23 protein-coding genes and 1 tRNA gene are annotated in these 26,232 nt (G+C 67.2%); 13 read left to right on the top strand and 11 right to left on the bottom strand.

All coding sequences use genetic code 11. The features are described 5' to 3' along the window. Window position 1 precedes the first annotated feature (1 nt). From AD72_RS30245 to AD72_RS30235, 3 genes are read right to left on the bottom strand one after another with little or no spacing between them, the layout of a single operon-like run. Window positions 2-1,186: a cation:proton antiporter gene (locus tag AD72_RS30245; protein ID WP_031470043.1), complete on the bottom strand. Its 1,185-nt coding sequence runs from the start codon at window positions 1,184-1,186 to the stop codon at window positions 2-4. Continuing rightward, a complete protein-coding gene (locus AD72_RS30240; RefSeq protein ID WP_031470042.1) occupies window positions 1,186-1,668 on the bottom strand; it encodes a cation:proton antiporter regulatory subunit in 483 nt (160 codons plus the stop codon). Before AD72_RS30240 ends, AD72_RS30245 begins: the two co-directional genes overlap by 1 nt. Window positions 1,669-1,677: 9 nt before the next feature. After that, entirely contained in the window at window positions 1,678-2,163 is a 486-nt protein-coding gene (locus AD72_RS30235) for a GNAT family N-acetyltransferase (RefSeq protein WP_051899168.1), read from the bottom strand. Window positions 2,164-2,227: 64 nt separating this feature from the next. On the opposite strand from AD72_RS30235, the gene cmk reads away from it, so the two are divergent. From cmk to der, 3 genes are read left to right on the top strand one after another with little or no spacing between them, the layout of a single operon-like run. Further along, a complete protein-coding gene (gene cmk, locus AD72_RS30230; protein WP_231645042.1) occupies window positions 2,228-2,953 on the top strand; it encodes a (d)CMP kinase in 726 nt (241 codons plus the stop codon). Further along, window positions 2,950-3,600: a lysophospholipid acyltransferase family protein gene (locus tag AD72_RS30225; RefSeq protein WP_031470039.1), complete on the top strand. Its 651-nt coding sequence runs from the start codon at window positions 2,950-2,952 to the stop codon at window positions 3,598-3,600. The genes cmk and AD72_RS30225 overlap by 4 nt, the downstream gene beginning before the upstream one ends. Then, entirely contained in the window at window positions 3,597-5,027 is a 1,431-nt protein-coding gene (gene der / locus AD72_RS30220) for a ribosome biogenesis GTPase Der (protein WP_031470038.1), read from the top strand. Before AD72_RS30225 ends, der begins: the two co-directional genes overlap by 4 nt. 1 nt (window position 5,028) lies before the next feature. Here der and AD72_RS30215 read toward each other — a convergent pair whose 3' ends face one another. After that, the gene (locus AD72_RS30215; RefSeq protein WP_197285119.1) at window positions 5,029-5,856 is read right to left on the bottom strand and encodes an ABC transporter substrate-binding protein; all 828 of its coding nucleotides are present in this window, start codon (window positions 5,854-5,856) and stop codon (window positions 5,029-5,031) included. Window positions 5,857-6,162: 306 nt separating this feature from the next. Between AD72_RS30215 and AD72_RS30210 the strand changes: the two genes are divergently transcribed. After that, a tRNA-Pro gene (locus AD72_RS30210) sits at window positions 6,163-6,236 on the top strand. Window positions 6,237-6,549: 313 nt separating this feature from the next. On the opposite strand, the gene AD72_RS30205 is transcribed toward AD72_RS30210, so the two are convergent. Beyond that, a complete protein-coding gene (locus tag AD72_RS30205; protein ID WP_031470036.1) occupies window positions 6,550-7,167 on the bottom strand; it encodes a TetR/AcrR family transcriptional regulator in 618 nt (205 codons plus the stop codon). Window positions 7,168-7,330: 163 nt separating this feature from the next. On the opposite strand from AD72_RS30205, the gene AD72_RS30200 reads away from it, so the two are divergent. From AD72_RS30200 to AD72_RS30185, 4 genes are all read left to right on the top strand, one after another. After that, entirely contained in the window at window positions 7,331-8,863 is a 1,533-nt protein-coding gene (locus AD72_RS30200; protein WP_031470035.1) for an acyl-CoA synthetase, read from the top strand. A gap of 54 nt (window positions 8,864-8,917) precedes the next feature. After that, window positions 8,918-9,910 (top strand): LLM class flavin-dependent oxidoreductase, encoded by a 993-nt coding sequence (locus AD72_RS30195; RefSeq protein ID WP_031470034.1) that lies wholly within the window; start codon window positions 8,918-8,920, stop codon window positions 9,908-9,910. 32 nt (window positions 9,911-9,942) lie between these two features. Continuing rightward, window positions 9,943-10,698 carry an SDR family NAD(P)-dependent oxidoreductase gene (locus AD72_RS30190; protein ID WP_031470033.1) on the top strand — a complete coding sequence of 252 codons (756 nt, stop codon included), beginning with the start codon at window positions 9,943-9,945 and terminating at the stop codon, window positions 10,696-10,698. A 564-nt stretch (window positions 10,699-11,262) separates the two neighbouring features. Further along, the gene (locus AD72_RS30185; RefSeq protein WP_031470032.1) at window positions 11,263-11,451 is read left to right on the top strand and encodes a hypothetical protein; all 189 of its coding nucleotides are present in this window, start codon (window positions 11,263-11,265) and stop codon (window positions 11,449-11,451) included. A gap of 19 nt (window positions 11,452-11,470) precedes the next feature. On the opposite strand, the gene AD72_RS30180 is transcribed toward AD72_RS30185, so the two are convergent. The 6 genes from AD72_RS30180 to AD72_RS30155 all read right to left on the bottom strand — a co-directional run bounded on the left by AD72_RS30180 (window position 11,471) and on the right by AD72_RS30155 (window position 19,084). After that, window positions 11,471-14,839 carry a discoidin domain-containing protein gene (locus AD72_RS30180; protein WP_051899167.1) on the bottom strand — a complete coding sequence of 1,123 codons (3,369 nt, stop codon included), beginning with the start codon at window positions 14,837-14,839 and terminating at the stop codon, window positions 11,471-11,473. A gap of 529 nt (window positions 14,840-15,368) precedes the next feature. Then, the gene (locus AD72_RS30175; protein ID WP_031470030.1) at window positions 15,369-16,613 is read right to left on the bottom strand and encodes an alpha/beta fold hydrolase; all 1,245 of its coding nucleotides are present in this window, start codon (window positions 16,611-16,613) and stop codon (window positions 15,369-15,371) included. Then, window positions 16,610-16,855, bottom strand: coding sequence for a hypothetical protein (locus AD72_RS30170; protein WP_031470029.1), 246 nt, complete (start codon window positions 16,853-16,855; stop codon window positions 16,610-16,612). Before AD72_RS30170 ends, AD72_RS30175 begins: the two co-directional genes overlap by 4 nt. Then, the gene (locus AD72_RS30165; RefSeq protein WP_031470028.1) at window positions 16,852-17,499 is read right to left on the bottom strand and encodes a VOC family protein; all 648 of its coding nucleotides are present in this window, start codon (window positions 17,497-17,499) and stop codon (window positions 16,852-16,854) included. Before AD72_RS30165 ends, AD72_RS30170 begins: the two co-directional genes overlap by 4 nt. Window positions 17,500-17,524: 25 nt before the next feature. After that, complete coding sequence (locus AD72_RS30160; RefSeq protein WP_031470027.1) at window positions 17,525-18,265, bottom strand: maleate cis-trans isomerase family protein; 741 nt, start codon at window positions 18,263-18,265, stop codon at window positions 17,525-17,527. 75 nt (window positions 18,266-18,340) lie between these two features. Next, window positions 18,341-19,084: a TetR/AcrR family transcriptional regulator gene (locus tag AD72_RS30155; RefSeq protein ID WP_031470026.1), complete on the bottom strand. Its 744-nt coding sequence runs from the start codon at window positions 19,082-19,084 to the stop codon at window positions 18,341-18,343. A gap of 74 nt (window positions 19,085-19,158) precedes the next feature. Here AD72_RS30155 and AD72_RS30150 point away from each other — a divergent pair, with 74 nt between their 5' ends. From AD72_RS30150 to AD72_RS30130, 5 genes are read left to right on the top strand one after another with little or no spacing between them, the layout of a single operon-like run. Next, entirely contained in the window at window positions 19,159-20,826 is a 1,668-nt protein-coding gene (locus AD72_RS30150; RefSeq protein WP_031470025.1) for an AMP-binding protein, read from the top strand. Between the two features lie 18 nt (window positions 20,827-20,844). Then, complete coding sequence (locus AD72_RS30145) at window positions 20,845-22,377, top strand: FAD-dependent monooxygenase (protein WP_031470024.1); 1,533 nt, start codon at window positions 20,845-20,847, stop codon at window positions 22,375-22,377. A gap of 10 nt (window positions 22,378-22,387) precedes the next feature. Next, window positions 22,388-23,497, top strand: coding sequence for an NAD(P)-dependent alcohol dehydrogenase (locus AD72_RS30140; protein WP_231645040.1), 1,110 nt, complete (start codon window positions 22,388-22,390; stop codon window positions 23,495-23,497). A gap of 46 nt (window positions 23,498-23,543) precedes the next feature. Then, complete coding sequence (locus AD72_RS30135) at window positions 23,544-25,049, top strand: aldehyde dehydrogenase family protein (protein ID WP_031470022.1); 1,506 nt, start codon at window positions 23,544-23,546, stop codon at window positions 25,047-25,049. Between the two features lie 19 nt (window positions 25,050-25,068). Next, window positions 25,069-26,175, top strand: coding sequence for an alpha/beta hydrolase (locus AD72_RS30130; protein ID WP_037347861.1), 1,107 nt, complete (start codon window positions 25,069-25,071; stop codon window positions 26,173-26,175). Window positions 26,176-26,232 lie beyond the last annotated feature (57 nt).

Below are 26,232 nucleotides of genomic sequence, written 5' to 3'. Positions count from 1 at the left end.
TTCACACCGTTTTCGGGGTGCGGTGGCGCAGCGTGCGCAGCCAGCCCACCACCGGCTCGACCAGGCGCGCCCCTACCGGCCCGATGATCGCCATCAGCAGCACGTAGGTCGTGGCGAGCGAGGCCATCTGTTCGGGTACCGCGCCGCTGGCCAAGGCGAGCCCGGCGACCACGATGGAGAACTCGCCCCGTGCGACGAGGGCGGCACCCGCGCGGGCCCTGCCCAGCGGGCGCACCCCGGCGCGGCGGGCGGCGAACCACCCGGTGACGATCTTGGTGATGGCGCTGACCACGGCGAGCCCGATCGCGGCGGGCAGTACGGGCGGGATCTCGGCCGGGTTGGTGTTGAGCCCGAACACGACGAAGAACAGCGCGGCGAACAGGTCGCGCAGCGGGGTGAGCATCCGGGTGGCGTTCTCCGCGGTGGAACCGGAGATGGCGATGCCGAGCAGGAACGCGCCGACCGCGGCGGAGACCTGCAGCTCGGAGGCGAGCCCGGCGACGAGCATGGCCACCCCGAGTACCCGCAGCAGGAACACCTCGGGATCGGGGGAGTCGACGATGGCCGAGACGAACCTGCCGTAGCGCAATGCGACCACGAGCACCACGGTCACGCTGACCAGCGCGATCCCGACCGTGGTCAGCCCGCCGAGCAGGGTGGCTCCGGCGAGTACCGCGGTCAGGATCGGCAGGTACACCGCCATGGTCAGGTCCTCGAACACGAGCACCGCGAGGATGGTCGGCGTCTCCCGGTTACCGAGCCTGCCCAGGTCGGAGAGCACCTTCGCGATGATCCCGGAGGAGGAGACCACGGTGACCCCGCCCATGGCGAGCGCGGCTACCGGACCCCAGCCCAGCAGGAACGCGATCGCGACCCCGGGGGCCGCGTTGAGCACGATGTCGATGAGCCCGGACACCCAGGACCGTTTCAGCCCGGTGACCAGTTCCGCCGCGGAGTACTCGAGCCCGAGCAGCAACAGCAGCAGGACGACGCCGATCTCACTGGCCAGCTCGGTGAATTCGTGGATCCCGTCGAGCGGGATGACCCCGCCCTGCCCGAAGGCCAGACCGCCGAGCAGGTACAGCGGGATGGGGGAGATCCCGATACGCCAGGCGAACCGGCCCAGTACCCCGAGTCCGAAGAAGATCGCGCCGAGTTCGACGAGGGAAATCGCGGTGTCGTGCATCAGCCGCGTTCGAGGATCTCGGCGGCCTTCCGCAAACCTTCGCTGGTGCCGACCACGACGAGCAGGTCACCACCGGCGAGATGGAATTCGGGACCGGGGGAGGGGTGCGCCGTTCCCGCGCGCACCACCGCCACGATGGAGACGCCGGTTCTGGTGCGCATCGCGGTGTCCCCGAGGGTGCGCCCGTCGAACGGGGAGTGCGGGCCGATCGGCAGCTGCTTGGTGCTGATCCCGGTGACATCCCGCTGCTGCTCGTCCAGCGCGGCGACGAGCTGGGGCGAGCCGAGCAGATTGGCCAGCGCCCCCGCTTCCTCCGGAGTGAGCGGGATCGAAGCGGTGCACGCGTCCGGATCGTCCACCTTGGAGATGATCAGGTCGAACCGGCCGTCGCGGTGGTTGACCACGCCGACCCGACGTCCGGCCTTCGAGGCGAAATCCTGCCGTGTCCCGATGCCGGGAAGCGGTGTCACATCGACGTTCACCACTCCACGCTAACCCACCGCGCGGGTCATGAGACTCACCCGTTTGCCCTCGCCTGTCTGCAACGTGCCGACCTGGGCGAATCCGAGCCGTTCGTGGAAGCGCATCGAGCCGGGATTGGGCGGTTCGAGGTTGACCTCGAGCGCGATCTCCGCGACCCCGGCCGCCTTCGCCTCCTCGAGGACCGCCTGGTGCAGTGCCGCGCCGATCCCGGCACCGCGGTGGTTCTCGTCGACCACGATCCGGTCCAGGTACCAGTGGTCGCGGTAGTTCGCCTCGAACCACCGGTAGTTCTCGCTCTCGTACCCGGTCCCCGGGCCGATGACGACGACGAGCCCGGCGAACTCACCGGAGATCTCGGCGGCGAGCGCGAGCGCGCTGTGCCCGAGCACGGACCGCAGTCCGGTCTCGTCGAGTTCGTTGACCTTGGGGACCGCCGCGTTGTTCAGCCGCAGTGCCGCTTCACGATGCTGTTCGCCGAACGGGATGATGCGCATGATCGGCGACGATATCGGGTCGGGCAGAATGGCTGATGACTCGGCGATACGGAGGAGGCGGATAGTGCGGGCTGGCACGTTGCGCGGAGTGATCGCGCTCGACGGACCTTCGGGCACCGGTAAATCGACCGTGGCCCGCAGGCTCGCCACCGCACTGGAGGCCGGATACCTGGATACCGGCGCGATGTACCGCGCGGTCACGCTCGCGGTGCTGCGCGCCGGGATCGACCTCGCCGACGAGACCGCGGTCACCCTCGCCGTCGCCGAGTGCCGGCTCGCGATCGGCACCGATCCGGCGAACCCCAGCGTGCTGCTCGACGGTGAGGATGTGGCCGCCGAGATCCGCGGGCCCGAGGTCACCGGTTCGGTCTCGCCCGTCTCGGCCATCGCCGAAGTGCGCGAACTGCTGGTCGCCGAACAGCGCAGGATCATCGCCGCGACGGTCGAGGAGCGCGGCGGCATCGTTGTCGAGGGCCGCGATATCGGCACCACGGTGGCCCCGGACGCCGAGATCAAGGTGTACCTCACCGCCTCCGAGCAGGCGCGCGCGAACCGCAGGTACCGCCAGGACAACTCGAGCGGGCGGGCCTCGAGCGCCGAGGCCGCGCTCGCTTCGGTGACCGACCGGGACCGCATCGACTCCAGCAGGGCGGTCTCCCCGCTGCGCAGGGCCGAGGACGCCGTGGAGGTGGACACCACCGAACTCGACGCGCGCGGGGTCGTCGCGATCCTCATGTCCCTCGTGGACGAGCGCGGCCTCGTCGGCAGCGGTACGGAGCGCGGGTCGTGACCACCGCGACCGGGCTGCCCGAGGGGACCGGTCCCGCGCTGCACGACGCGGCCAGGTTCGTGGGGCGGTACCTGTACCGGCCGTTCTTCCGGATCCGGGTGCACGGCATGGACCGCTTCCCGCGCACCGGGCCGGTGGTGCTCATCGCCAACCACAGCTCGTTCATCGAACCGCAGCTGCTGCTCGGCCTGGTGCCACGGCGGTGCGTGTTCCTGGTCAAACGGGAACTGTTCGTCGGCCCGGTCGGGGCGTTCTTCCGCAGGATCGGCCAGCTCGCGATCGACCGGAGCAGCCCGGACCGCGCCCCGCTGCTCGCCGCCGTGCGCGTGCTGCGCGAAGGCGGGATGATCGGGGTGTTCCCGGAGGGCACCCGCGGGGACGGGGATGTCGAGGCGGCCGAACGGGGCGCGGCCTGGCTGGTGCGCGCCTCCGGTGCCACGGTCGTCCCGGTAGCGACCCGGGGCACCAGCAAACAGGCCCGCACCGGATTCCGGCCCCGGGTGGATCTGCTCGTCGGGGAACCGTTCACCCCGCAGATCGGCAAGGGCTCGGCGGGCCTTGCCGAGGGCACCGAACACGTCCGCGGCGAACTCGCCGAACTGGTGCGTAGGCTTGACCGGATACGAACCGACGGGGAGCAGGCATGAGTGAGTCCGAACTGATGGGTGACGAGGTGCTCGACGGCACCTGGTCGGACGAGTCCGAATGGGAGGAGTTCACCGGCGCCGAACCGGCCGAGGACAGCGGAACCGCCGCGCCGCAACCGGTTCTGGCGGTCGTCGGGCGGCCGAACGTCGGCAAGTCCACGCTGGTGAACCGGATCCTCGGCAGGCGCGAGGCCGTCGTCCAGGACGTACCGGGAGTCACCCGCGACCGGGTCAGCTACACCGCGCAGTGGGCGGGCAAGGGGTTCACCCTGATGGACACCGGCGGCTGGGATCCGGCCGCCGATGAGCTCTATGCCGCGGTCACCGCCCAGTCCGCCTATGCCATGGAGCACGCCGACGCGATCCTGTTCGTGGTGGACGCGATCACCGGGGCGACCGCGACCGACGAGGCCGCCGCGCGGATCCTGCGGCGGGCCAAGACACCGGTACTCGTGGTCGCGAACAAGGTCGACGACGACCGCAGGGTCGCCGACACCGCGGACCTGTGGTCGCTCGGGCTCGGCCAGCCCTATCCGGTCTCCGCGCTGCACGGCAGGGGATCCGGCGATCTGCTCGATGCCGCGCTCGCCGCGCTGCCCGAGACCCCAAGGGAAAGCCTCGGCCGCGGGGCGGGACCGCGCAGGGTCGCCCTGCTCGGCAAGCCGAACGTCGGAAAATCCAGCCTGCTCAACAAACTCTCCGGGGAACAGCGCTCGGTCGTGCACGAGGTCGCGGGCACCACCGTCGATCCCGTCGACTCGCTCATCGAGCTCGACGGGCAGACCTGGCGCTTCGTGGACACCGCGGGCCTGCGCAAACGGGTCAACTTCGCCGCGGGCGCGGAGTACTACGCCTCGCTGCGCACCAAGGCGGCCATCGAGTCCGCCGAGGTCACCATCGTGCTGCTGGACGCGAGCGAACCGGTGAGCGAACAGGACCTGCGCGTGCTCAGCATGGTCGTCGAGTCCGGGCGCGCACTCGTGTTCGCGCTCAACAAATGGGACCTCATGCACGACGACCGCCGCCGGGAACTCGAACGCGAACTCGACCGCGGGCTCCGGCGCATCCCGTGGGCACAGCGGGTGAACATCTCCGCGCTCACCGGCCGTTCCGTGGCCAAGCTCGCCCCCGCGCTGCGCACCGCGCTCGAATCCTGGGACACCAGGGTGCCGACCGGGGCGCTGAACTCCTGGCTCGGTGAACTCATCGCGGCCACCCCGCCGCCGGTGCGCGGTGGTAAACAGCCCAAGGTGCTCTTCGCTACCCAGGCGCAGACCCGGCCACCCACATTCGTGCTGTTCACCACCGGCTTCCTGGAGGCCTCCTACCGCCGGTTCGTCGAACGCAAACTGCGCGAGAAATTCGGCTTCACGGGGACCCCGGTACGGATTTCCGTCCGGGTCCGCGAGAAGCGCAAGAAGAAGTAACTCAGACCGCGACCGGTTTGAAGGTGCGCTGCCATTCCGCGATCGGTTCGAGATTCTTCGCCAACTGGAGATGGGAGAACGGGATCTCCGGATTCCACGGCGCCACATTGCCCGCTTTCACCGCGGGGAGTGTGGCGAACGTCGGAACCTTCTTCAGCTCTTCGATCTTCATCGCCTGCGGGCGGGAATCGTAGAGAATGACGTCCGCGGGGTAGCGGCCGACCTGTTCCCAGGAAAGCTCGGTGAACACCTCGCCTTTCTGGGTGTACGGCGGATCCACGAAATTGACCCCGAGGTCCTGCACATAGCGCGAATTGTCCTGCTCCTTCGGGTGCGTCACGAACAACTTGTCCGGTGAACCCGAAACCATCAGCACCCGCAGCGGATTCGCCTTCGCGTTCTCCTTGATCGCGGCGCTCGCCTTGTCGAACCGCGAACGGGCCTGCTTCGCCGCGTCCGAATCCGGATCCCCGCCGAGCGAACGGGCCAGCTTCGTCATATTGTCCAGAATCTGCAAGGTGTTCGTGCGCGCCGAGGTGTCGATCAGCGCCACCGGGACGGCCTGCTCCACCTTCGGGAGCACCTCCGGGGTGATGTAGAACGACTTGTTCGGCAGGAACGACGTCTCCAGCACGATGTCCGGCCGCAATGCCAGCAGCTTCTCGATGTCGAAATCCCCGTACTTCTCACCGACCGAGCGGATATTCGCGAAATTCGCGTCGCCCGACTGCGGATTCAGTTTACCGTCCACCGGGGAATGCGGGCCGTAGACCCCGGTGAAATGCACACCGTAGTCGTTCAGCGCGCCGATCACGCCCGAATACGCCACGATCCGCTGCGGTCGCTGCTTCAGGGAGATCCGCTTCCCGCGCGCGTCCGTGTACTCCCACGAGCCGCCGCCCGAAGCCGGACCCGAATCAGAGCCCGAGCCGCACGCCGCCACCGAAACACCGGCCACCGCGGCCAAACCGAGCCCAAGCGCCCGCCGGCGCGAAACCATACCCGTCAACAGTCGACTCCCTGCCTCACACGTCCGTTCGCAGTGAGCTTAGCCTTGCCTAATGGTCTGGAACAGGGTGGGTGACAACACCCTCGGGCCCGTAGGCTACGATCAACACGTCGCAAACGCGGCACCCGGGCTGTAGCGCAGTTTGGTAGCGCACTTGACTGGGGGTCAAGGGGTCGTGGGTTCAAATCCCGCCAGCCCGACCGGCAAAGGGCCGTCTACGCAGGTAGGCGGCCCTTTCTCTGTCCTCGAACGACGAACACCCCCGGCGCGTGCCACATATGCACAACATCGGGGGTGCTCCTCGTTCAGGCCGTCTCGCCATCATCTTGCCGGTCTCGATCTCCTTCAGTGCTTCCCGGCGCTTCGCTTCGAGGCGGTCGGGGAACAGGTGGCCGTAGATGTCCAGCGTCATCGAGGCCGCGGTGTTCCGGAATGAGGAGCTGGGTCACGTCGAAAACATCGGGAATACCGTCAAGGCACACCTATCGTAAGCGGCGAGTTCGTCTCATGTGGTCAGTCGACCAGGCGGGGAAGAAGCGTACGGATACCGTGCCGGAGATCGTCCTGTGCCGTTTCGGTACCGGCGAGATACCGCAACAACGCCTGCTGAAAAAGACCGTCGAACAGGGCGTAGGCATCTTCCGGGGAGCAGGACGGCGTGCCTTCGCTGAGATCGGCGTAGGCGCGGACGTTGCGCCAGAGCATCTGCTGCAGGCTTTCGTCGATCTCGGCGACCTCTTTGCGGAAGGTGTCCTCGAACATCGACTGTATCCGGAGGTCGTACCAGAGCCGGTGCATGAGCGGGGCGTCGCCGAGTGCCTCGGCTAGTCCGTCGCCACAGGCGTTGGCGAGCTGCCCGGGTGTGGACGCTTCGGCGACGAGGCTGTCGTAGCGCTGCACGCAGGCGGCCTTGTAACGCTGTACGCAATAGGTGATCAGATCGATCTTGTCGGCGAAGTAGTAATGCAGCAGGCCGTGTGAGAACTCGGTGTGCTCGGCGATCGTACGGAGACTGGCACGCGCATAGCCGAGGTCCGCGAGAGCGAGGAGCGCTGCGTCGGCGAGCTCGCGACGGCGCTCCTCGAACTTGTTGCCGCGGGCACGGCGCCGGACGGTAGCTGCGCTGGTCATGGCATCAGACTAGCAATCCAGGGCTGAATTTGTCAGTTGTCAAAAAAAATCTTGACAAGTGTCCGAGATCGCGCGACGCTACGCCCCGTCAATAGGTGACGTCCGATCGGAACCGGACCGGCCCGGTCGTCGCGGCGTGCCACTGATCAACGCGGAGACAACGGTGTCGCTGACCTTCTACCTGGACAAAGGTGCTTCTCTGGCCTCCGAGGCGCCATGCCTGACCCTCGACGGGGTTTCGTGGTCCTATGCCGAGGTCGTCGAGCTCACGCATGAGGTTGCGCGGGCGCTGCGACGTTCTGGCGTAGCGCCGGGGGACAAGGTCGGCATCCTTTCCGCCAATGATGCGACCGCGTTCGCGTGCGTGTTCGGTGTAGCCAGGGCGGGTGCGGTGTGGTGTCCGATCAATCCGCGCAATGCCGAGAGGGAGAACGCGGAGCTGCTCGATTTGTTCGACTGTTCCACGCTGATTTTCCAGCCCGCCTTCGACGACCTCGTCGAGCGGATCGCTCCGGACCTTCCGAAGCTGACTACGCTCGTCCGGCTTGGTGCCGGCGATGATCTCGCACCGGGTTTCCATGCCTGGCTGGACGAGGCCCGAAACGATCCGCCTGCCGAAGCCGACCCTCCCGACGACATCGTCGCCCTGGTCGGCACCAGCGGCACGACGGGGCGCCCCAAGGCGGTGATGCTCACCGATCGCAACCTCGAGGCGATGTCGGCGATCACGCTGATGCGGTATCCCTTTACGGGGCGCCCGGTGTATCTGGCCCAGGCTCCACTGACTCACGCGGCGGGCGTGCTGTGTTTGCCGATCTTCGCCAGCGGTGGGGAAGTGGTGATCATGGCGAAACCCGACGTCGGCCAGTTCCTGGAACTGATCGAGCGTCATCGGGTCACGCACACTTTCCTGCCACCGACGCTGATCTATATGGTGCTCGGCCATCCCGCGCTGGAAGATTCCGATCTGTCGTCCCTGCAGTGTTTCTGGTACGGCGCGGCGCCCATGTCCGTTTCTCGGCTGACCGAGGCACTCGAACGTATCGGGCCGATGGCACAGCTTTTCGGCCAGTCCGAGGCTCCGATGATGATCTCCACGATGTCACCCGCTGAGCATCGTTTCCCGGATGGCACTGTCCACACTCGACGGTTGTCCTCCGCCGGAAGGCCTTCGCCATTGGTCACAGTGGGAATTCTCGACGAACAAGGACGGCCCGTTCCCAACGGTGACCGCGGGGAGATCTGCGTGCGCGGCTCACTGGTCATGGCGGGCTATTACGGCAATCCCGAGGCGACCGTCGAGGTTTCGGCGGGCGGCTGGCATCACACCGGCGACATCGGATTCCTCGACGCGGAAGGATTTCTGCACATCGTCGACCGTGCCAAGGACATGGTGATCACCGGCGGGTTCAATGTCTACTCCGCCGAGGTGGAGCAGGCTCTGATGGCGCATGAGGCGATCCGGGACTGCGCTGTGGTCGGTCTGCCCGATGAAAAGTGGGGCGAACGTGTCACCGCCGTTGTCCAGTTGCAACCCGAGGAAACGCTCGACACCGAGGAATTGATCGCGTTCGTCAAGGAACGGATCGGCAGCGTCAAGGCGCCCAAGCAGATCGAAGTGTGGTCGGATCTGCCCCGCTCCACCATCGGCAAGGTACTCAAGAACGAGATCCGCTCGACACTCACCGGCAGCTGAGCCGGTTCGGTTTCGCAGATCAGTAAAACAACACAGCAAGGAGGCTGTTCCACCATGAAGCTCGCGCTCTACCTGCCGAATTTCCGTGACAAGGTAACGGTTGCGGAACTCGAGGAACTCGCCGATCTCGCCGAGGGACTCGACTTCGACTCCGTGTGGTCGCTCGACCGGATCATCGTCCCAGAGGCATCCGACCGTAATGAGATGCAGTACGGCTTCGGCATGATCGATGGCTTCCCCAAGCAGCTTCCGGTGAGTTCGCGGGGTGAATTCCTTCAGGGCATGCCGTTGATTCCGTGGCTCGCTGCGAAAACCTCGAAAGTGCGGATCGGCATGAGTGTCATCGACACGCCCTACCGTTCGCCGGGTGTCCTCGCCGCGGAGCTGGCCACCATCGATCATCTCTCGAACGGCAGGCTCAACGTGGCCGTCGGTGCCGGCTGGATGCCTGAGGAGTTCGCGGCTGCGAGCGCTTCGCACGTCTTTCCCAAGCGGAACAAGCACGTACGGGAAACGTTGGAGATCATGCAGGGCATCTGGACCAATGAGGTCTTCGAATACCACGGCGAATTCGCCGACTTCGACAAGAGCGGGTTCGGGGCGAAGCCGGTGCAGCAGCCGCACCCGCCGATTTTCTTCAGTGGTCTCAAGGACCCGAAACGTGCGGCGAACCGGGTTGCCAAGTACGGCCTTTCGGGCTGGATCGGCATCCAGGATTCGCCGGAGGACATCAAGGTGTGGCGTGCCGAGATCCAGCGGGAGCTCGACGAGCTCGATACGAACCGCTCGGTGGACGATCTCGAGATCAGCAGCATGATCTGGTTCGTCATCACCGATCAGGAAATGGACCAGAGCCCGATGGGCAAGGGCACCAACCTGCTCGCCGGAACAGCCGGGCAGATCACCGACATGCTCAAGCGCTACAAGGAAGCCGGCCTGACGATGCCGTTCCTGTGGCCTCCGTTCGCCGACGTGCCGGTGGCCAAGACGCTCGACGATATGAAGCGGCTCAAGGAAGAGATCATGCCCAAGATCGACGCGATGTGACGGTCCTCGAAACAACAAGCGAGAGGAATACTATGTCCGAGCTTCAGGGAAAGCGTGTCTTCGTCACCGGATCCGGTGCCGGAATCGGCAAGGCAATCGCGGCCTTGTTCGTGCAACGCGGTGCTCAGGTTGTCGTCAGCGATGTCAACGCCGGCGCGGCCGAGCGTGCGGCTGAAGAGGTCGGTGCCGCGGGCGTAGCCAATTGTGACGTCACCGACGAGGGACAGGTCGAGGCCGCCGTACAGCAGGCGGTGGACCTGCTCGGCGGACTCGACGTCCTGGTCAACAACGCGGGGGTTGAGGTCTCTTCGCCGCTGTTGGAGCAGCCGACGGAAAGTTTCGACAAGATCTTCGCGGTCAACGTGCGCGGAACGTTCGTCACGATGAAGGCGGCCATCCCGCATTTGCTCGCTTCCAAGGGAAACATTGTCAACATGGCTTCGATCGCCGGAGTCGGCGGCAGCCCGTTGCTTGGCTCCTACTGCGCGACGAAGGCCGCGGTCATCCAGATGACTCGGGTCGCCGCAGTGGAGATGCGGCCAACCGGTGTGCGGGTGAACGCCGTCTGCCCAGGTTTCGCCGACACCGCAATGGTCGACCGCCTCAAGCCTGACTTCGAAGCCGCGACCCAGATTCCCTTCGGTGATCTGGTCGCTGCGAAGCAGGGTCGCCTCGGTACCCCAGAGGACATCGCGGAGGTCGCTGCCTTCCTCGCGTCCGACCGGGCAGCCTGGGTCACCGGCAGCCATTACGTCCTCGATGGCGGGCTCACCGCGTCGTTGGTGTGACGGACGTTCCTTCTTGGGGCCTGCACCGCCGGATGGCGGAGCAGGCCCCGAGAACGGCTGCTTCGCCGAATCGATGCTGGATTCGAGACTGACTCCGGTGTGCACCCGCAATCGGCCGAGTGCGTTCACTTCGTGCGCGATAGCCATGGATGTACGGAGATGTCGGTCAGCCACAGGTGGTTCGGTGCCTGCGAGGTGAACTCGCGACACACCAGGTCCTCGTGCACCGGCGGTAGGCCCACGCCACTGCCACAGAAGGCCCGAGTGGGGCATCAGGGGCGGCCAGCTTCCTTGACGATTGGTCAAGAGGTCGTGGGTTCAAAATCCCGCCGGTCCGACCGGGAGCGGGTTTTCGCGTTCACAGCTGCGGGAACCCGCTTTAGTTGTTCGATGGCAGTCGACGCGCTACAACCACCAGCTCGCGGTCACCCAGCTGGCCGAGTTCCTGAACGGAGCCGAGATGGCTCGATACGTGCCGCAGGGTTCGGATCTGCTCGAGGACTTCGATGCGGACGAGGACCCCACGGACGTGGAGCCTGGCCACGTGGAGTGTTTATCGCGTGGATGATCGAGATCCGCCCGGACAGCACCGCGTTGAACAAGTTCAAGTCCGTGCAGCAGTTCTTCAACTACCTGGTCGAGGAGGAGATGCGCGAGCACCCGATGGCCCGGCATCGTCGCGGTCGGCGAGGACCTGCCGACCGCGACGGCCACCGCGGTCTCGCCGCACGATCCGGCCGCGGTGCGGCGTGAGCGCATTCGCGTCGGGCCGTCAGCTGGCCGTCCCGTAGAGCTCCACCTCCGCGATACCGGCGACACTGGCTCCTCCGCCGGCGGTGACTGCGGTGACGGTCAGGCGGATCCAGCGGATGTCCGGTTGGGAGAAGGTCTCGGCGATGGTGTCCTGCCCGGTACGGGTCACGTTGGACAGGACCGTTTTCCAGTTCTTGGCGTCCGGTGATACCTGTACGTTGTAGGTGTAGGTGGTGCTGTCCTTGCCCCAGTGCACGCGAATGCCTGCCATTGTGTGGTTTTTCGCCAGTTTCGCGGTCAGGGTTTGGGGCAGGTCGGTGGAGGCGGCCTGCCAGCCGGTGCCGAAGGTGGTGTCGCCGTCGAACGCCTTGGCGGGGTCGAATCCGGAAGCGGAGCTGCTGGCGGTGGCGGACACCACCTGATGGTGATCGATCGTCGGGCCCGGATCGACCGGCGGGGCGCCGCCCGTGGTTCCCGGCGGGATGGCGCGGAATTCCCGGAGACCGGGCCGTTTTCCGCTACCGGTGCAGACGACGCGCAGGTAGCGGGTTCTGATGGTGACATGGTGGGTCACCGTGGCGGAGCCGGTGGTCGCCGCGATGACGGTGGACCAGGTTGCCGCGTTGTCGGAGGCCTGGACCGTGTAGGAGGCGGTACCGGCCGCCCAAGCGAGCTGGAGACCGATCAGGTCGAAGCGGTCTCCCAGATCGACCTGCCACCATGCGGACGTCGATCCGGTCGGTGGTGCCCATTCGGTGCTCTCATCATCGTCGACGGCATTGCCTGACCGGGTTCCGGCGGCGGATCCGGATGCCGTCGTATGTTTGAACAACGCCGGGTTCTGCGTGCCTTGGTCTTCCAATGTCGCGATGTCCCGCCAGGTTCGGTGCCGGCCGTCCGCGACCCGGGGCACGGTGGCGGGTTGAGGCCACACCGTCCATCGGCCGGTTCGCAGACCGTCCGCGGTCGCCTTGAGCGTGACCGGGCCGCTACGGTTGCTGGTGGCGATCAGCGCGAAGCCGATCCCGGCCCGCAATTTCTGTCTTTCGGCACCGATGCGCGGAATGCCTGCGCCGACCAGCTTGCCCGGACCGTCAACCGACAGGGATATGGCCGTGTCGGCGTCCGGGACGACCGTGCCGTGTTCGTCGGTCACCTTGATGTGCACGGGTATCAGGTCGCAGCCGTCGGCCACCGGTTGAATCCGCTGTAGGGCCCGGAGCAGGGCACGCCGCGTGTCGCCCGATTGGCACCATGTTCGCAGGGCCTCGGTCGCACCGCCATCGTCGGCTTCGATCTCGATGTGGTGGGGTGCGCCGGGGGTACGCACCGTGTGGGTAGCGGCGAGGGCGTCGTGCACGAACGCTTCGGCGCGGAGTTCTCCGGGTTCGAAGGAAGGGAGTTCGAACCTGAAGTACGGGCTGCCGCCCTTGGCTGCGATCCGTGGGGCGCTTGAGGCGTTCTCGGCTCGTGTCCGTTCCCCGAGCAGACGGCCGTTGCGGTGGAGACGGACGCGGTCGGCGTTGCTGAACACCAGTATTTCGCGAGATGAGGTCGCCGTGTTGTTGTTTGCGATGCGTACCATCGGGGCGGTTGCCGGTCGCATCGATTGCAGCCAGTAGTAGGAGTATTTGGGATAGCGATCGATGTCGACGGCGCCGGATTTCTGGTAGGTGTCGTTCGTGCCGTAGTCCTCGAGCACCCACAGGAAGTAGCCTCCGACGCGGGGGTTGGCATCCAGCCCGCCCCAGTCCCAGTAGCCGGCACCGTCGAGATAGCGCTGGCGGGTCTTCACCTGTTCCACGAGCGCGGCCTCGCCGTCCTCGCGCGATGCCCGGCACGGATCCTGCCAGTCTCCCCACTCCCGGGTGAGGAACGGTTTGGCCGGATCGGGATCGCTGCCGTCCGGATTGGTGACCTTGTAGCAGACGTCGTAGTACTGCTTGCCCCACAGTCCGAAGTCGGCGGCGGTGAACATCTGGTCGTTGGGCATCTCGGCATGGGCCAGGGCGGTCATTCGCCGCGCCCACGCCTCGGGTACGGCTGTTTCGTTGAGGGCGGTCTCCCACAGGAACACACTCGGATGGTTGCGGTCCCGCCGGATCATCCCGGAGACTTCGGCAGCGGCGCGATCGGCGAAGATCGGATCGGGATTGTAGTACTGCCAACCGGTTTCGCAGGCGACGACGAGCAGTCCGAGTTCGTCGGCGGCATCGAGGAACGCAGGGTCATGGGGATAATGCGCGGCGCGCACCGCGTTGAAGCCGCCGAGCTTGATGCGCAGGGCGTCACGGTATTGCATCGAGGCTGGTGCGGCGTCACCGATCCAGGCGTGGTTCTGGTGGCAGTTGGCGCCGCGCAGGTAGATCCGTTCGCCGTTGAGGTAACAGCCGTCAGCGCGGAACTCGATGCGGCGGATACCGGTGGTCGTGGTGAGGGCGTCGACCGGGCGGCCGTCGTGCAGGACCTGGCTGTGCAACCGGTACAAGTGGGGGTGGTCGGGATGCCACAGGGCGGGCCGGTCCACCGTCAGGGATTGGGGGAAGTGATGTCCTTCGCCGCCGGCGAGATCGGCAGTTGTGGTGGCGTGCCCGGCGACGGTGCCGTCGGGGGCCAGTAGTGTGGACACGAGCGTGATCCGCCCTGCCGTAGAGCCGGAGTTGCGCACATGGGTGCGGAGCTCGAGCCGGGCCGAACCGGTGTCGGCGGCCGGGCAGGTGATGAACACCCCGCCACCGGCGGTCTGGTTCGCTTCCAGCGGGTCGGTGATGTGGACCTTGTCGGTGGAGCGCAGCCGAACGGATCGGTAGATGCCGCCGAAGGTGAGGAAACCAAGCGTGTCTTGGGTCTTGCCCGCAGGGGTCAGCGGATCATCGGAACTATCGACCCGCACGGCCAGGACATTGTCCCGGTCGAATTGGACGGCCTCGGTGATGTCGACGATGAAACCGAGGTAGCCGCCGTGGTGCTCGGCCAGTCGTCGGCCGTTGAGATAGATCTGACAGCCGGTCTGGACACCGTCGAACCGGAGTGTGAGGCGGCGGCCGTGCTCTCGTGGGCTCAACCGGAAATAGCGTCGGTACCAGCCGATACCGGCGAACGCGGAGTAGGCGGCGGGGTGTGTGCGCTCCAGACGCATCGTGTGCGGGAGTGAGACCGCGGCCCATCGGCCATCGTCATGGTCGACCTGCTCTGCTCCAGGGGCGTCCGCGCGCCAGAAAGCCCAATCGGTGTCGAGGCTGAGTTCGCGGCGTTCGTTTCCGGCGGTCCGGCCTGCAGCGACCCCTGCCGAGCCCTGCCCGAGTCCCACCCCGATGACCCCGGACGCCGCGGCGAACATGACCTGCCTGCGGCTGGGCCGCCACGGGTGGGACGTGTTGCTGTCCATGCGGATACGACCTCCCGACTAGTCGAATGCACGGTAGTGCACATGATGCCCCAAAATCGAGCAAAAAAACACACCCAAGCTCAAGAGGGGCTTCCGCATGCCGGAGTGCCAGCGGGCAGCGGGAGGATTGGCGGACAGTGCTCGACCGACCGTGGAATCCGGCTCCGAGCCATGTCGGCTCCAGCCTCGGCCGGGCAGCTCGTGTCCTTTTCAGGCTCTGCGGGCCCTGCGGCCGAGGATGACTACAGCGGAATGACCGGAAAGGGCAGGATCGCTCAGGTGTTTCCTGTCAGGAGACCGATGACCCAAGCTCTGCCGTCGCTGCGTGCAGTCGCCGAGCTGGTGTGACCGTGGGGCGCTGCCAGGCTGAGCGCCAAGAGTGTTGTCGTTCTACCGGACTAAGATTGAGGAAACTTTGCTTGTTCAGCAAGGTATGTTGGTCGGGGCGGGTTGTCTGTTCGTTGCCGATGCATCGCGTTCACGGAGTGTCTCGTGATACGGGATCGGCGGGGTCCGGTCTGTCCGATCTTTAACGTGCAAGGGGAAACCGGGTACTGAGCCAGTCGCGGATCGCCCGGCCCGCCAAGCTCGCCCCGGTCGGTTCGCCTTCGGTGATCGCGCCGCCGAAATGCCGTCCGCGCACACGCTGGTGAGTCACATCGGGGTGCCCGATCGCCTGGGTCATGGCCTCCGCGTCGGCGGGGAAACAGGCCTGGTCGCCGGTGAGCTCGATCAGCAGGGCAGGCACCGTGATTCCGGGGGCGCAGCGCAGGAAGTCGGCATGGGTGTGGTTGGCCGACCAGGTCGAGAGCCACGCTTCGGGCGTACAGAGCCGTCCGAAACCGAGGAGCCCGTAGTTGATCAGATCGGGCCGGGAACCGAAAAGCGATCCGTACGGCCGGTCGTTGGGGTCGAGCGACCGGTCGACCGAACGCAGCTCGGCATCGGTGCGGTAGACGGTGAGGATGTTCGGCGCCAGGGCCCTGCGGCGCTGGTCGGCATCGCCTTCGGTCTTGGCGCGTTGGCGTGCGGTGGCAGTCTCGGCGGCGAGTGACTGGGCGCGTTCGTCGATGCGCCGGACCCGATCCCGTTGTGCGGCACGGTATCGGGCGATGAACTCGGCGGAATAGGCAGAGCTTTCCGGTGCGGGAGCGAACCCGTTGCGGGGCAGGTACGGATCGAGTTCCGGATCCGCGGCGAGCGGGTCGGCCTCATCGGTGACCGAGGGATCGATCAGCCGCTGCAGCAGTGCGCCCTGACCGGGATGCGGGGCCATGAACAGTGCGCCGTCCGGGGCGGGCAGTTCGGCACCGGCCAGGTCGACGGGGCGGCCGCCCGGGCTGCGGGCGATCCGGTGTGCCGGCGCGAGCCCGGACTGCTGGTGATACAGCGCGGCGAGTGCGCCCCCGCCGGAATGCCCGAGGGTGAGCACCGAGGCGAAGCCGTACTCACGCAGAAACCGTTGCCCGGCGGCCATGTCCAGGACCGCTTGTTCGTGCAGCAGGTTCAGGTCGTTGTTGACCGAGCGGCTGCCCTGGGTCCACACGGCAACCCCTGCGGTCAGCAGTTCGGGAACGAGCACGTGGTGGGTGAAGTCCTGGCGCGGGTGCATCAGGCACACGACCGTCTCTGCGCCGGGTACCACCCGCAGCACCCCGGAAACGCTTGCGCCGTCCGCGGTGCCGAGCTGGTGCAGGGTGGTCACGGTGTCCGCGGGTGGTTCGCCTGGTGCGAGATGGCGCCCGGCGCCGAGGCGTTCGCCTGCCCGGGTCACCGGTCTTCCACCCGCAGCGCGTTCTTGTCGTGCTGGGTGATCCGGGATCGCTCCAGCCCGGCGATGGCGCTGTACCAGACGGCGTGCCGGCAGCCGGTGGCCCGCCGGTCCACCACGATGGTGTCCGGCGAGCTGACCCGGAAGTACGGGCCGACCCGGGTGACGGTCACCTCGTTGTCCCGCTCGGCGATCTGCGGGAGCGTCGTGTTCTCCGGAACATCGAGTACGTAGAAGGTGCTCATGCCTGTGCTCCCGCGGGCTGTGCCTGCTGCCAGTCCTCGGCGCGTTGGACGATCAGTTCCGCCTTGCGGGTGAGCAGTTTGTCCATGCTGGGCTCCGGGCCGGAGGCGATCTCGACGAGCGCGTCCACGGTGAGCGCGGCGTCCAGATCCTCCTGCGGGGTCACCGGGCGCAGCGCGCGGGTGATCTCGACCATGTAGCCGTTCGGATCGTGGGTGTAGATCGACTCGATCGTCTCGTGCATGACTTGCATTTCCACCGGCCATTGGGAATCGTCCAGGCGGCGGCGGTACTCGAGCAGGTCTTCCTCGTCCTCGACGTGAATGGCCAGATGCCGCGAGTTGATGAAGAACTGCGGCACGTCCGCGGCGAACCGGGCGTACACATCGCCGTTCTCGCCGGCGTGCACCGGCGGTTCGAAACCGAAGTAGTAGAAGAACGCGATCCGGTCCCCGCCGCCGATGTCGAAGAAGAAGTGAATGAAATCCGGGTGTTTCTCCGGGCCCCAGCCCGCGGCGCAGATCGAGTGCACCACCGGGAATTTCAGCACGTCCCGGTAGAACCGCACGGTTGCGGCGGGATCGAAAGTGGGAAAGGCGGCGTGGTCGACGCCGTGCACGCGGTGTTCGGGTTTCTGCGAGCTCATTCTCGTACCTCCTGGTGATCTGTTCTCAGTTCGTGTGCAGCAGGCTGCCCGCGTCCGGCAGCCGCGGTGCGAGTCCCAGCTTGCGCAGCAGGGTGTAGGCCCCTGCGGTCGCCGCGGTGATCACCGGAATGCCGAACTCGTCCTCGGCCCGTTGCACCAGCGACAGTGAGGGCATCTGTACGCAGGCGGACAGCACCAGCGCGTCCACCCCGGTCAGGTCGAGTTCGCGGGCCGCGGTCATGACTCGTGCCCCGGGAATCCGGCCGACCTCGGCGTTGTCCGCGACCTCCAGCGCGCGCCAGTCCGCGACCGTGAACCTCTCCGCTTCCAGGTAGCCGACCACCTGTTCGGCGAGTGGGCGCACATACGGGGTCACCAGCGCGATGCGCCGCGCGTCGAGCGCCCACAGCGCCTCGATCAGCGCGCCCGCGCTGGACACCACCGCCGCGCTGGCGCCACCGGCGGAGAGCTGCTCGATCACGGCAGCCTCGGTGCGCCGGTGCTCGTCCGGGCCACCGGCCATCACTGCGACCAGGCAGGCGTAGAGCATCGCGTCGACACCGGCGTCGCCCAGCTCCAGGATGCAGCGTTCCCGCTGGCTGTTCATCGCGCGCAGCTGCTCGGGCGAGACCGTGTGCATGCGCATGCGACTGGAGTGAAAACTGAATTCCGCCTCGCTGTGCCGCCCGAGGAGCTGCGGCATCTCGGTCTCCACGGTCGTGTTCGAACTCGGCACGACCAGACCGATCCGGGTCGGTGCGGGCATGGACGGCTCCCTCTCAGTCGACTCGACGTTAATGACGAGTTTTCGACATGAGAGTCGAGTTGTCAAGCTCGGTTTCTACTCCTCGTTCGGGATGAGGCGTTCCAGGGCGTCCAGGCTCGAGCGCGCCTGAGCCAGCGCCGAGCGTGCCGAGCCCGCATTGCCGCCTTCGGTGGCCAGCAGCATGTCCGCCACCGACTGGCTGATCTGCCTGGCGACAGGTTCGAGGTCCGTTCCGTGGCCGGGCCGGTACCACCAGGCCACCCAGTTGCACATGCCGAGCACGCTCAGCGCGGCGATGCGCGCGTCCAGGGGTTTGAACTCGCCGCCGGCGATCCCGTCCTCGATCACCCCGGTCAGTTCGGTGAGGACGTCCTTGCGTGCCTTGAAGTGCTGGCTGCGCAAGGGTTCCGGCAGCATCGCCTCGACCTGGTCGAGAACCCGGAACTGGTCCGGTGAGGAGGCGCGCTGGCGCACCACCGAACCGGTGAACTCGCGGAGCTTGTCCTGCGCGGACAGATCGGTGCGCGCGTGCAGTACCGCAAGTGAGTCGGCCAGTCCGCGGCTCATCTGCTCCACGAGCATCGCGAGCAGGTCCTCTTTGCGGGAGACGTAGTGATAGAGCCCGGACCGGGAGACCCCGAGCGCATCGGCGACATCCTGCAGGCTGGTCGCCTCGTAGCCCTGATCGGCGAACAGTCGCGTGGCGTGGTCGAGGATCTCGCGGGTGACCAGCGAGCGCCGTTTGCTGGACCGCTGCCCCGATTCGGCGCCGTTCTCCGCTTGTTTCCCGGTGCGCGCGCTCTTCTTCGCCGTACTCATGCCGTGATCCTATCCATCGACTATTCGACACCCGAGTATTGACATTCGACATGAGTGTCCATAAATTGACGCTCATGTCGGCAACGATCGCTGTGGATCACGAGGGCCTGGTCGGCTATCCGGAGGCGCTGCGCGAGCGGTACCGCGCCGCCGGGATCTGGGCCGGCCGGTCACTGGACGAGGAGCTGCGCGCGGCCAGGTACGGCTCCGCGCCGCTGCCCGCGCTGGTGACCGCCGCGGGCCGGTGGAGTTACGGACAACTCGACACGCTGTGCGAGCGGTTCGCCCGCGGACTGCTGGCCCGCACCGCACTGCGGCCGGGCGACGCGGTGATGTTCTCCATGGGCAACACCGCGGAGACCGTGGTGGCCTACTACGGAGCGCTGCGGGCGGGACTGGTCCCGGTGTGCACGCTGCCCCAGCACGGCGCGCGCGAGATCGGAGTCCTCGCCGGGCACACCGGGGCCCGAGGGCACTTCGTCCAGGCGGATTTCCGCGGCCAGGACCTGCTTGCCATGGCCGCCGCGGTAACCGAAACCGAGGGCACAGCGCGCGAACTGGTCGTGTTCCGGGGAACGGCACCGCCCGGGGCGCACGAATACCTGGACCTTCTCGAGGCCGGCGATACCGCCCCGAGCCCTCCGGCGGCACCGGATCTCGATGCGCCCGTGGTGTACCAGCTTTCCGGTGGAACAACGGGTTTGCCGAAGATCGCGCCCCGGTTGCACGAGGAGTACGCCTACAACGCGCGGCAGTGGGCCGCCCGGCTCGGCTGGAGCCCGCGCACCACGGTGCTGTACCCACTGCCGATCATGCACAACGCGGGAATCGCGCTGGCGTTGCAGCCCGCCCATCTCAGCGGTGCCCGGGTGGTACTGACCGGCAAGGCCGATGTGGACTCCATCCTGGACGCGATCGAGGCGGAGCGCCCGAACGTCCTTCCCCTGGTGCCGCCCGCGGTCGCGATCCGATTGCTCGAGCACCCGCGCACCCCGACCGTGGACCTGTCCTGCATCGAGGAGTTCATCGTCGGCGGCCAGAAGCTGCCGCTCGAGGTGGCCGATCGCCTGGAGAACGAACTCGGGCTCCCGCTGCGCCAGATGTTCGGGATGGCTGAGGGGATGTTCTTCCTCACCCCGTCCGATGCCGCGCCCGAAGTACGGCAGCGCACCGTCGGCGAACCGATCAGCGAGGACGACGAGGTCCGCGTCTACGGGATCGGCACCGAGACCGAGGTCCCGGACGGTGTCGAGGGCGAGCTGTGTGCCCGTGGCCCGTACACGATTCGCGGCTATTACCGGGCCGGGGAACACAATCGGGAGGCGTTCACCGCGGACGGGTTCTACCGGACCGGTGATCTGGCCGCCCGGCGCCGCATCGAGGGCGGCGTCTACTACTCCATCGAAGGCAGGATCAAGGACGTCATCAACCGCGGTGTGGAGAAGATCCACGCTGAGGAGGTGGAGGACCTGATCGTGCGCCATCCCGCGGTGGCCGATGCGGCCGTGGTCGCGATGCCCGACCGTGAACTCGGGGAACGTGCCTGCGCGTATCTGGTCCTCGCCGAGGGAGCCGAACCACTGGATGTCGCCGCGCTCGCCGAACATCTGCGGTCCTGCGGGCTGGCGAAGTACAAGCTGCCCGAACGGGTCGAGCTCCTCGAGGCCTTCCCGCTGACCAATGTGGGCAAGGTGGCCAAGAAGACCCTGCGCGCCGATATCGCCGCGAAGCTCGATACCTGAGACCCCTGGAGAAATCACATGTGTGCTCGACGCGTCGAGATCGTCGGCGGTGGTCCCGCCGGGTTGTACGCCGCACGGCTGCTCAAACTGAACAGGCCGGACTGGCAGGTCACGGTGCACGAACGGATGCAGGCCCACGCGGACACCTTCGGCTTCGGCGTCGTGCTGACCGGATCCACATTGGACAATCTCGAGGCGGCCGATCCGGAGTCCGCGGCCGGGATCCGGTCGGCGGGGCATGCCGGGCACGCGCTGCGGCTGCACCGCGGGGTCGAGCAGATCATGTTGCACGGGGCCAGGAATCTCGCCATCGGCCGGCACGCCCTGCTCGAGGTGCTCGGGGCGCATGCGCGGGCGGCGGGGGTGCGGGTGCGCACCGGGGAACACGTGGATTCGGTGACCCTCGACGCGGATGTGGTGATCGCCGCGGACGGGGTGCGCAGCGCGACCCGGGAGAAACTCGCCGGGGATCTGGGCGGCGACCTCCAGATGGGCCGCGGACTGTATCTGTGGTGCGGGGCGCCGTTCGCGCTCACCGATTCGGTGTTCGCCCCGGTCCGCACCGAGCACGGGCTGTTCGTCGCGCACGCCTACCCGTACTCGCCCGAGCGCAGCACCTTCCTGATCGAGACCGACGAGGCCACCTGGCGCGGCGCCGGGATGGAGACGAGCGCTTCCGCGACCCCGGCAGGAGATTCCGATGCGGCCAGCCTGCGCTATCTGGAGCGCGCGTTCCGCGCGGAACTGGGCGGATGCGCCCTGCTCGGTAACCGCAGCCGGTGGTCCCGGTTCGCCACGGTGCACCTGGATCGCTGGTACCACGGGAACACCGTGCTGATCGGCGATGCCGCGCACACCGCGCACTACACGCTGGGTTCGGGAACCAAACTGGCGCTGGAGGACGCGATCGCGCTGACCGGGAACCTGCTCGCCACCGAGGATGTGTCCACCGCTTTCGCCGAGTACGAGCGGAATCGCCGTCCCGCGGTGGATCGGTTCCAGCAGCTGGCCGCCCGAAGCCAGCGGTGGTGGGAGTCCTTCGGCAGCCGGGCGCATCGTCCGCTTCCGGTGCTGGCCACCGGATTCATGACCCGGGCTGGGAACCTCGATCTCGATCGTTTGGCGGGGAACAGCCCCGATCTGGTGCGTTCGGCGCTGGAGGCCTATCGCGGGGAACCGGTCGCAGAACTGCCGGCCGATGTCGCGGCCTGGGTGTTCGAGCAGCCGTGGGTGCATCGCACGCTCGATCTTGCCACCCGGATCGTGCAGGATCCGGAGATTCTCGGCGAGCACACCGAGCTGGACTGGTCGGATCCGGATCCGTGGAGCCACGAGGCCCGGGCCGTGCTCGACGCGGTGCGCGCGAACCCGGGCGGAGTGGTGCGGTTGCGCGGCGCGGACCACGGCGCCCAGGGACGGATCGACCTCGCCGAGCGGATCCGGCTCGAACTCCAGCGCCCCGTGCTCGTGGAACTGCCACGTTCCGCACGGGACGGGGCCGCCGCCGCACTGCTGTGCGGGCGCTGCGATCTGGTGCGGTTCACCGACTGAAGGGAAAGGCATGAGCATGCAAGCCCAAGCCGCGCTCGCCACCGCCCCGGGCACGGCGCTGACGGTCGACACGGTGGAACTCGCGCCGCTGCGCCCGGACGAGATCCGAGTGCGCGTCGCGGGCGCCGGGGTCTGTCATTCCGCGGTGCTCGCACGCGACCAGCAGTACCCGGTGCCGCTGCCCGCGGTGTTCGGGGACGAGGGCGCCGGGGTGGTGGAGGCTGTCGGGGAGGCCGTGCGTTCCCTCGCGGTCGGCGACCACGTGGTGCTCGGTTTCAACTCCTGCGGCACCTGCGGATACTGCCGTTGCGGGCAACCCAGCAGCTGCACGGAATTCTTCGCGCACAACTTCGGCGGTTACCGCCCGGACCGGAGCAGCCCGATCAGCTGGCGGGGCGCCCCGGCAGCGGGCTGGTTCTTCGGCCAGTCCTCGTTCGCCGAACTCGTGCAGGTGCCCGAACGCATCGCGGTGAAAGTACCCGCCGAGGCACCGATCGAACTACTCGGCCCGCTGGGCTGCGGACTGATGACCGGGGCTGGAGCGGTCCTCGAGGTGCTGCGCCCCCGGCCCGGGGACAGCTTCGCCGTTTTCGGCACCGGTGCGGTCGGGTTCGCCGGACTGCTCGCCGCCAAGGCGAGCGGGGCCACCACCCTGATCGCCGTGGACGTGTCCGCGTCCCGCCTCGAACTCGCCCGGGAACTCGGCGCAACGCACACCGTGAACAGTCGTGTCACCGATCCGGTTGCCGAGATTCGGGCCATCACCGGGGGAGCGGGGGTCGAGTACGCCTTCGACGCCGTCGGGATCACCGAGGTGTTCGTCCAGATGACCGAGGCGCTGGCGCCGCGCGGGCACGGTGCGCTGGCCGGGGCGCCCCCACAAGGGGATCGTGCCGGGATCGACGTCGGCAGCCTGCTGTTCACCCAGCAGCGGCTGTCTCTGGTGCTGGAGGGTTCCGCGGTGCCACACGAATTCATCCCGCGACTGGTCCGGCTCCACCAGGCCGGGCTGTTCCCCTTCGACCGGTTGGTCAGAACCTATCCGCTCAGCGAGATCAACACCGCACTCGCCGATGCCGAAAGCGGCGCGACGGTGAAACCCATCATCACTTTCGGCTGAGTCCTGCTTCTTTTCACTCCAGACACGCTTCAACGAGGAGGCCATCATGACCCTGACCGATTCCACTGCCGCCGCGGCAAGCCTTTACCAGAGCGAGTACGGGCAGTTCATCGGCGGCGAATGGGTTCCGGGTGCGACCGGAGCCACGATTCCGCTGCGCAATCCCGCGACCGGGGAAACCCTGGCACACATTCAGGCGGGCGACGCGCGCGATGCCACCCGCGCGGTCGACGCGGCCGCTGCGGCGTTCCCGGCATGGAGCCAGAGCTCCCCGAGCGAGCGCCAGGCGATCCTCTACGAGATCGCGAAACGGTTGCGCGCCAACGTAGAAAAGTACGCCATGCTCGACACACTCAACAATGGCAAGCCGATCATGGAAGCGCGCTACTTCGATATGCCGATGGCGATCGAGCAGTTCGAGATCTTCGCCGGGGCACCGTGGCGGCTGCACGGTGAATCGTTGAACACCCCCAACGGGGTCGGCATCATCCACCGCGAACCGCTCGGCGTGTGCGCGCAGATCATCCCGTGGAACGTGCCGATGATCATGATGGCCGCGAAGGTCGCCCCGGCCCTGGCCGCGGGCAACACCATCGTGCTCAAACCGTCCGAGATCGTGTGCCTCTCGGTGCTGGAATTCTTCAAGGACATGGCCGATCTGCTGCCGCCCGGCGTGGTCAACCTCGTCACCGCCTATGGCCCGGAGATCGGCGAGCCACTGGTCACCGATCCACGGGTGCGCAAGGTGGCGTTCACCGGATCCCGGCCGACCGCGCGCACCCTGATGCAGCTCGCCTCGGTGAACATCATCCCGCAGACCATGGAACTCGGCGGCAAATCCGCGAACATCGTGTGCGCGGACGCGGATCTGGTCGCGGCGGCCGAAGGCGTGGCCCAGTCCATGATCCTGAACAAGGGCGAGGTGTGTCTCGCCGGAAGCCGGGTGCTGGTCGAGGAAAGCGTACGCGAGGAATTCCTCACCCACCTCGAACGCATGCTGGGCCGGGTCACCATCGGCGACCCTGCCAGCGACACCACCCATCTCGGCGCACAGGCCTCCCAGGCGCAAATGGACAAGGTCATGGGCTACCTGGAACTCGGCCCGGCCGAGGGCGCCGAAGTACTCATCGGCGGCGGCCGCAAACAGGTCGAGGGCCTGCCGGACGGTTTATTCATCGAGCCGACCGTGTTCGACAGGGTGGACAACTCGATGCGGATCGCGCAGGAGGAGATCTTCGGCCCGGTCGCCACCATCCAGACCTGGCGCGACGAGGACGAGATGATGCGGCTGGCCAACGATTCCGACTACGGCCTCGGCGGTGGACTGTGGACGAGGGACCTCGCCCGCGCCCACCGGCTGGCCCGGAAGCTGGAAACCGGGACCATCTGGGTCAACCGCTACTACAACTTCGTCGGCAACATGCCCATCGGCGGCTACAAACAGAGCGGATTCGGCCGTGAATTCAGCGATGAGGTGCTCAACCACTACACGCTCACCAAGAGCGTCGTGATCGATCTCGACGGCGGCCCGCAGGGCACCTTCGGCGGCTGAAGGAAAACCGGTGATCCCGATGAAACCCGTTCGCGCGCTCGCCGCCGCCTCCGCCGTGTTCGCCGCGCTGCTGTCCGCCGTTCCCGCGGGTGCCACCACGCCCGCGGGGACGGCGGGCACGCCGAGCCCGGCGCACGTTTCCGGTCCCGCCTCGGCCAGTGGCGCGCACTGCCGGGATTACTGGTTCCCGGTGACGACCGGGCCGGAAAGCAAGACCGTGCACCGCGAGTTCGGGCGGCTGTGCACCAGCGATCCCGCGAAACTCGGGAAACAGCCGGTGCAGGTGCTCATCCACGGCGGCACCTACGACCACACCTACTTCGACTGGCCCTATCGGCCCGAGCGGTACAACTACGTCCGGTACATGACCCAGCGCGGATTCACCACGCTCAGCCTGGACCGGCTGGGTTACGGGCACAGTGACCATCCACCCTCGCTCGCCCTGAACTTCGACACCGCCGCGCACACCACCCACCAGATCGTGCGGTATCTGCGCGGCGGCGCGCTCGGCCCGAAGTTCTCCACCGTCGTGGCCAACGGGTATTCCATGGGCGGGCTCACTGCCCAGGTCGAAGCCGCCCGCTATCACGATCTGGACGCGGTCGCCGTGCACGCCGTCGGGCACGGGCTGCTCACCCCGCGCTCCCTGCTGCGCCTGGGAACTTTCGTGTACCCGGCCCTGCTCGACCCGAAGTTCGCCGGGAAACCGTGGGCGCTGGATCCCGGTTACGTCACCAATCTGCCCGGAAAACGCACCCTGTTCCACGGGCCGAAGGGAACCTACGATCCGGTCCAGCTGCGCTACGAGGAACGGCTCAAGGACACCATGTCGGTCACCGAACTCACCGACATCACCCTCAAGTCCTACACCGACCTCACCAAGCGGATCGACGTGCCGGTACTCTGGGAACCCGGCCGCTACGACAAGATCTGGTGCGGCACCACCGATGACTGCACCACCGATCCGGAGAACGCCGGCGAGGACCGGTTCTACCGGCCGGGTGTGCTGACCAAGTACGTCGTCCCGAACACCGGGCACGGCGCCCTGCTCGGGTACGGCGGAACCGACTACCTGGCCGGGATCGTGGACTGGCTCGCCGCGAAGGGCATCCACGGCGTGCGCTGAGCGGTCCGATCGCGTTACACCACGGGGGTTTCGTGGTTCCGTGCTGGCGAGGTCGTC

Source organism: Sciscionella sediminilitoris (genome assembly GCF_000737195.2).
Lineage (GTDB): Bacteria > Actinomycetota > Actinomycetes > Mycobacteriales > Pseudonocardiaceae > Sciscionella > Sciscionella sediminilitoris.
The sequence above is the reverse complement of the archived record's forward strand: the minus strand, read 5'-3'. Positions and strand labels throughout refer to the sequence as shown.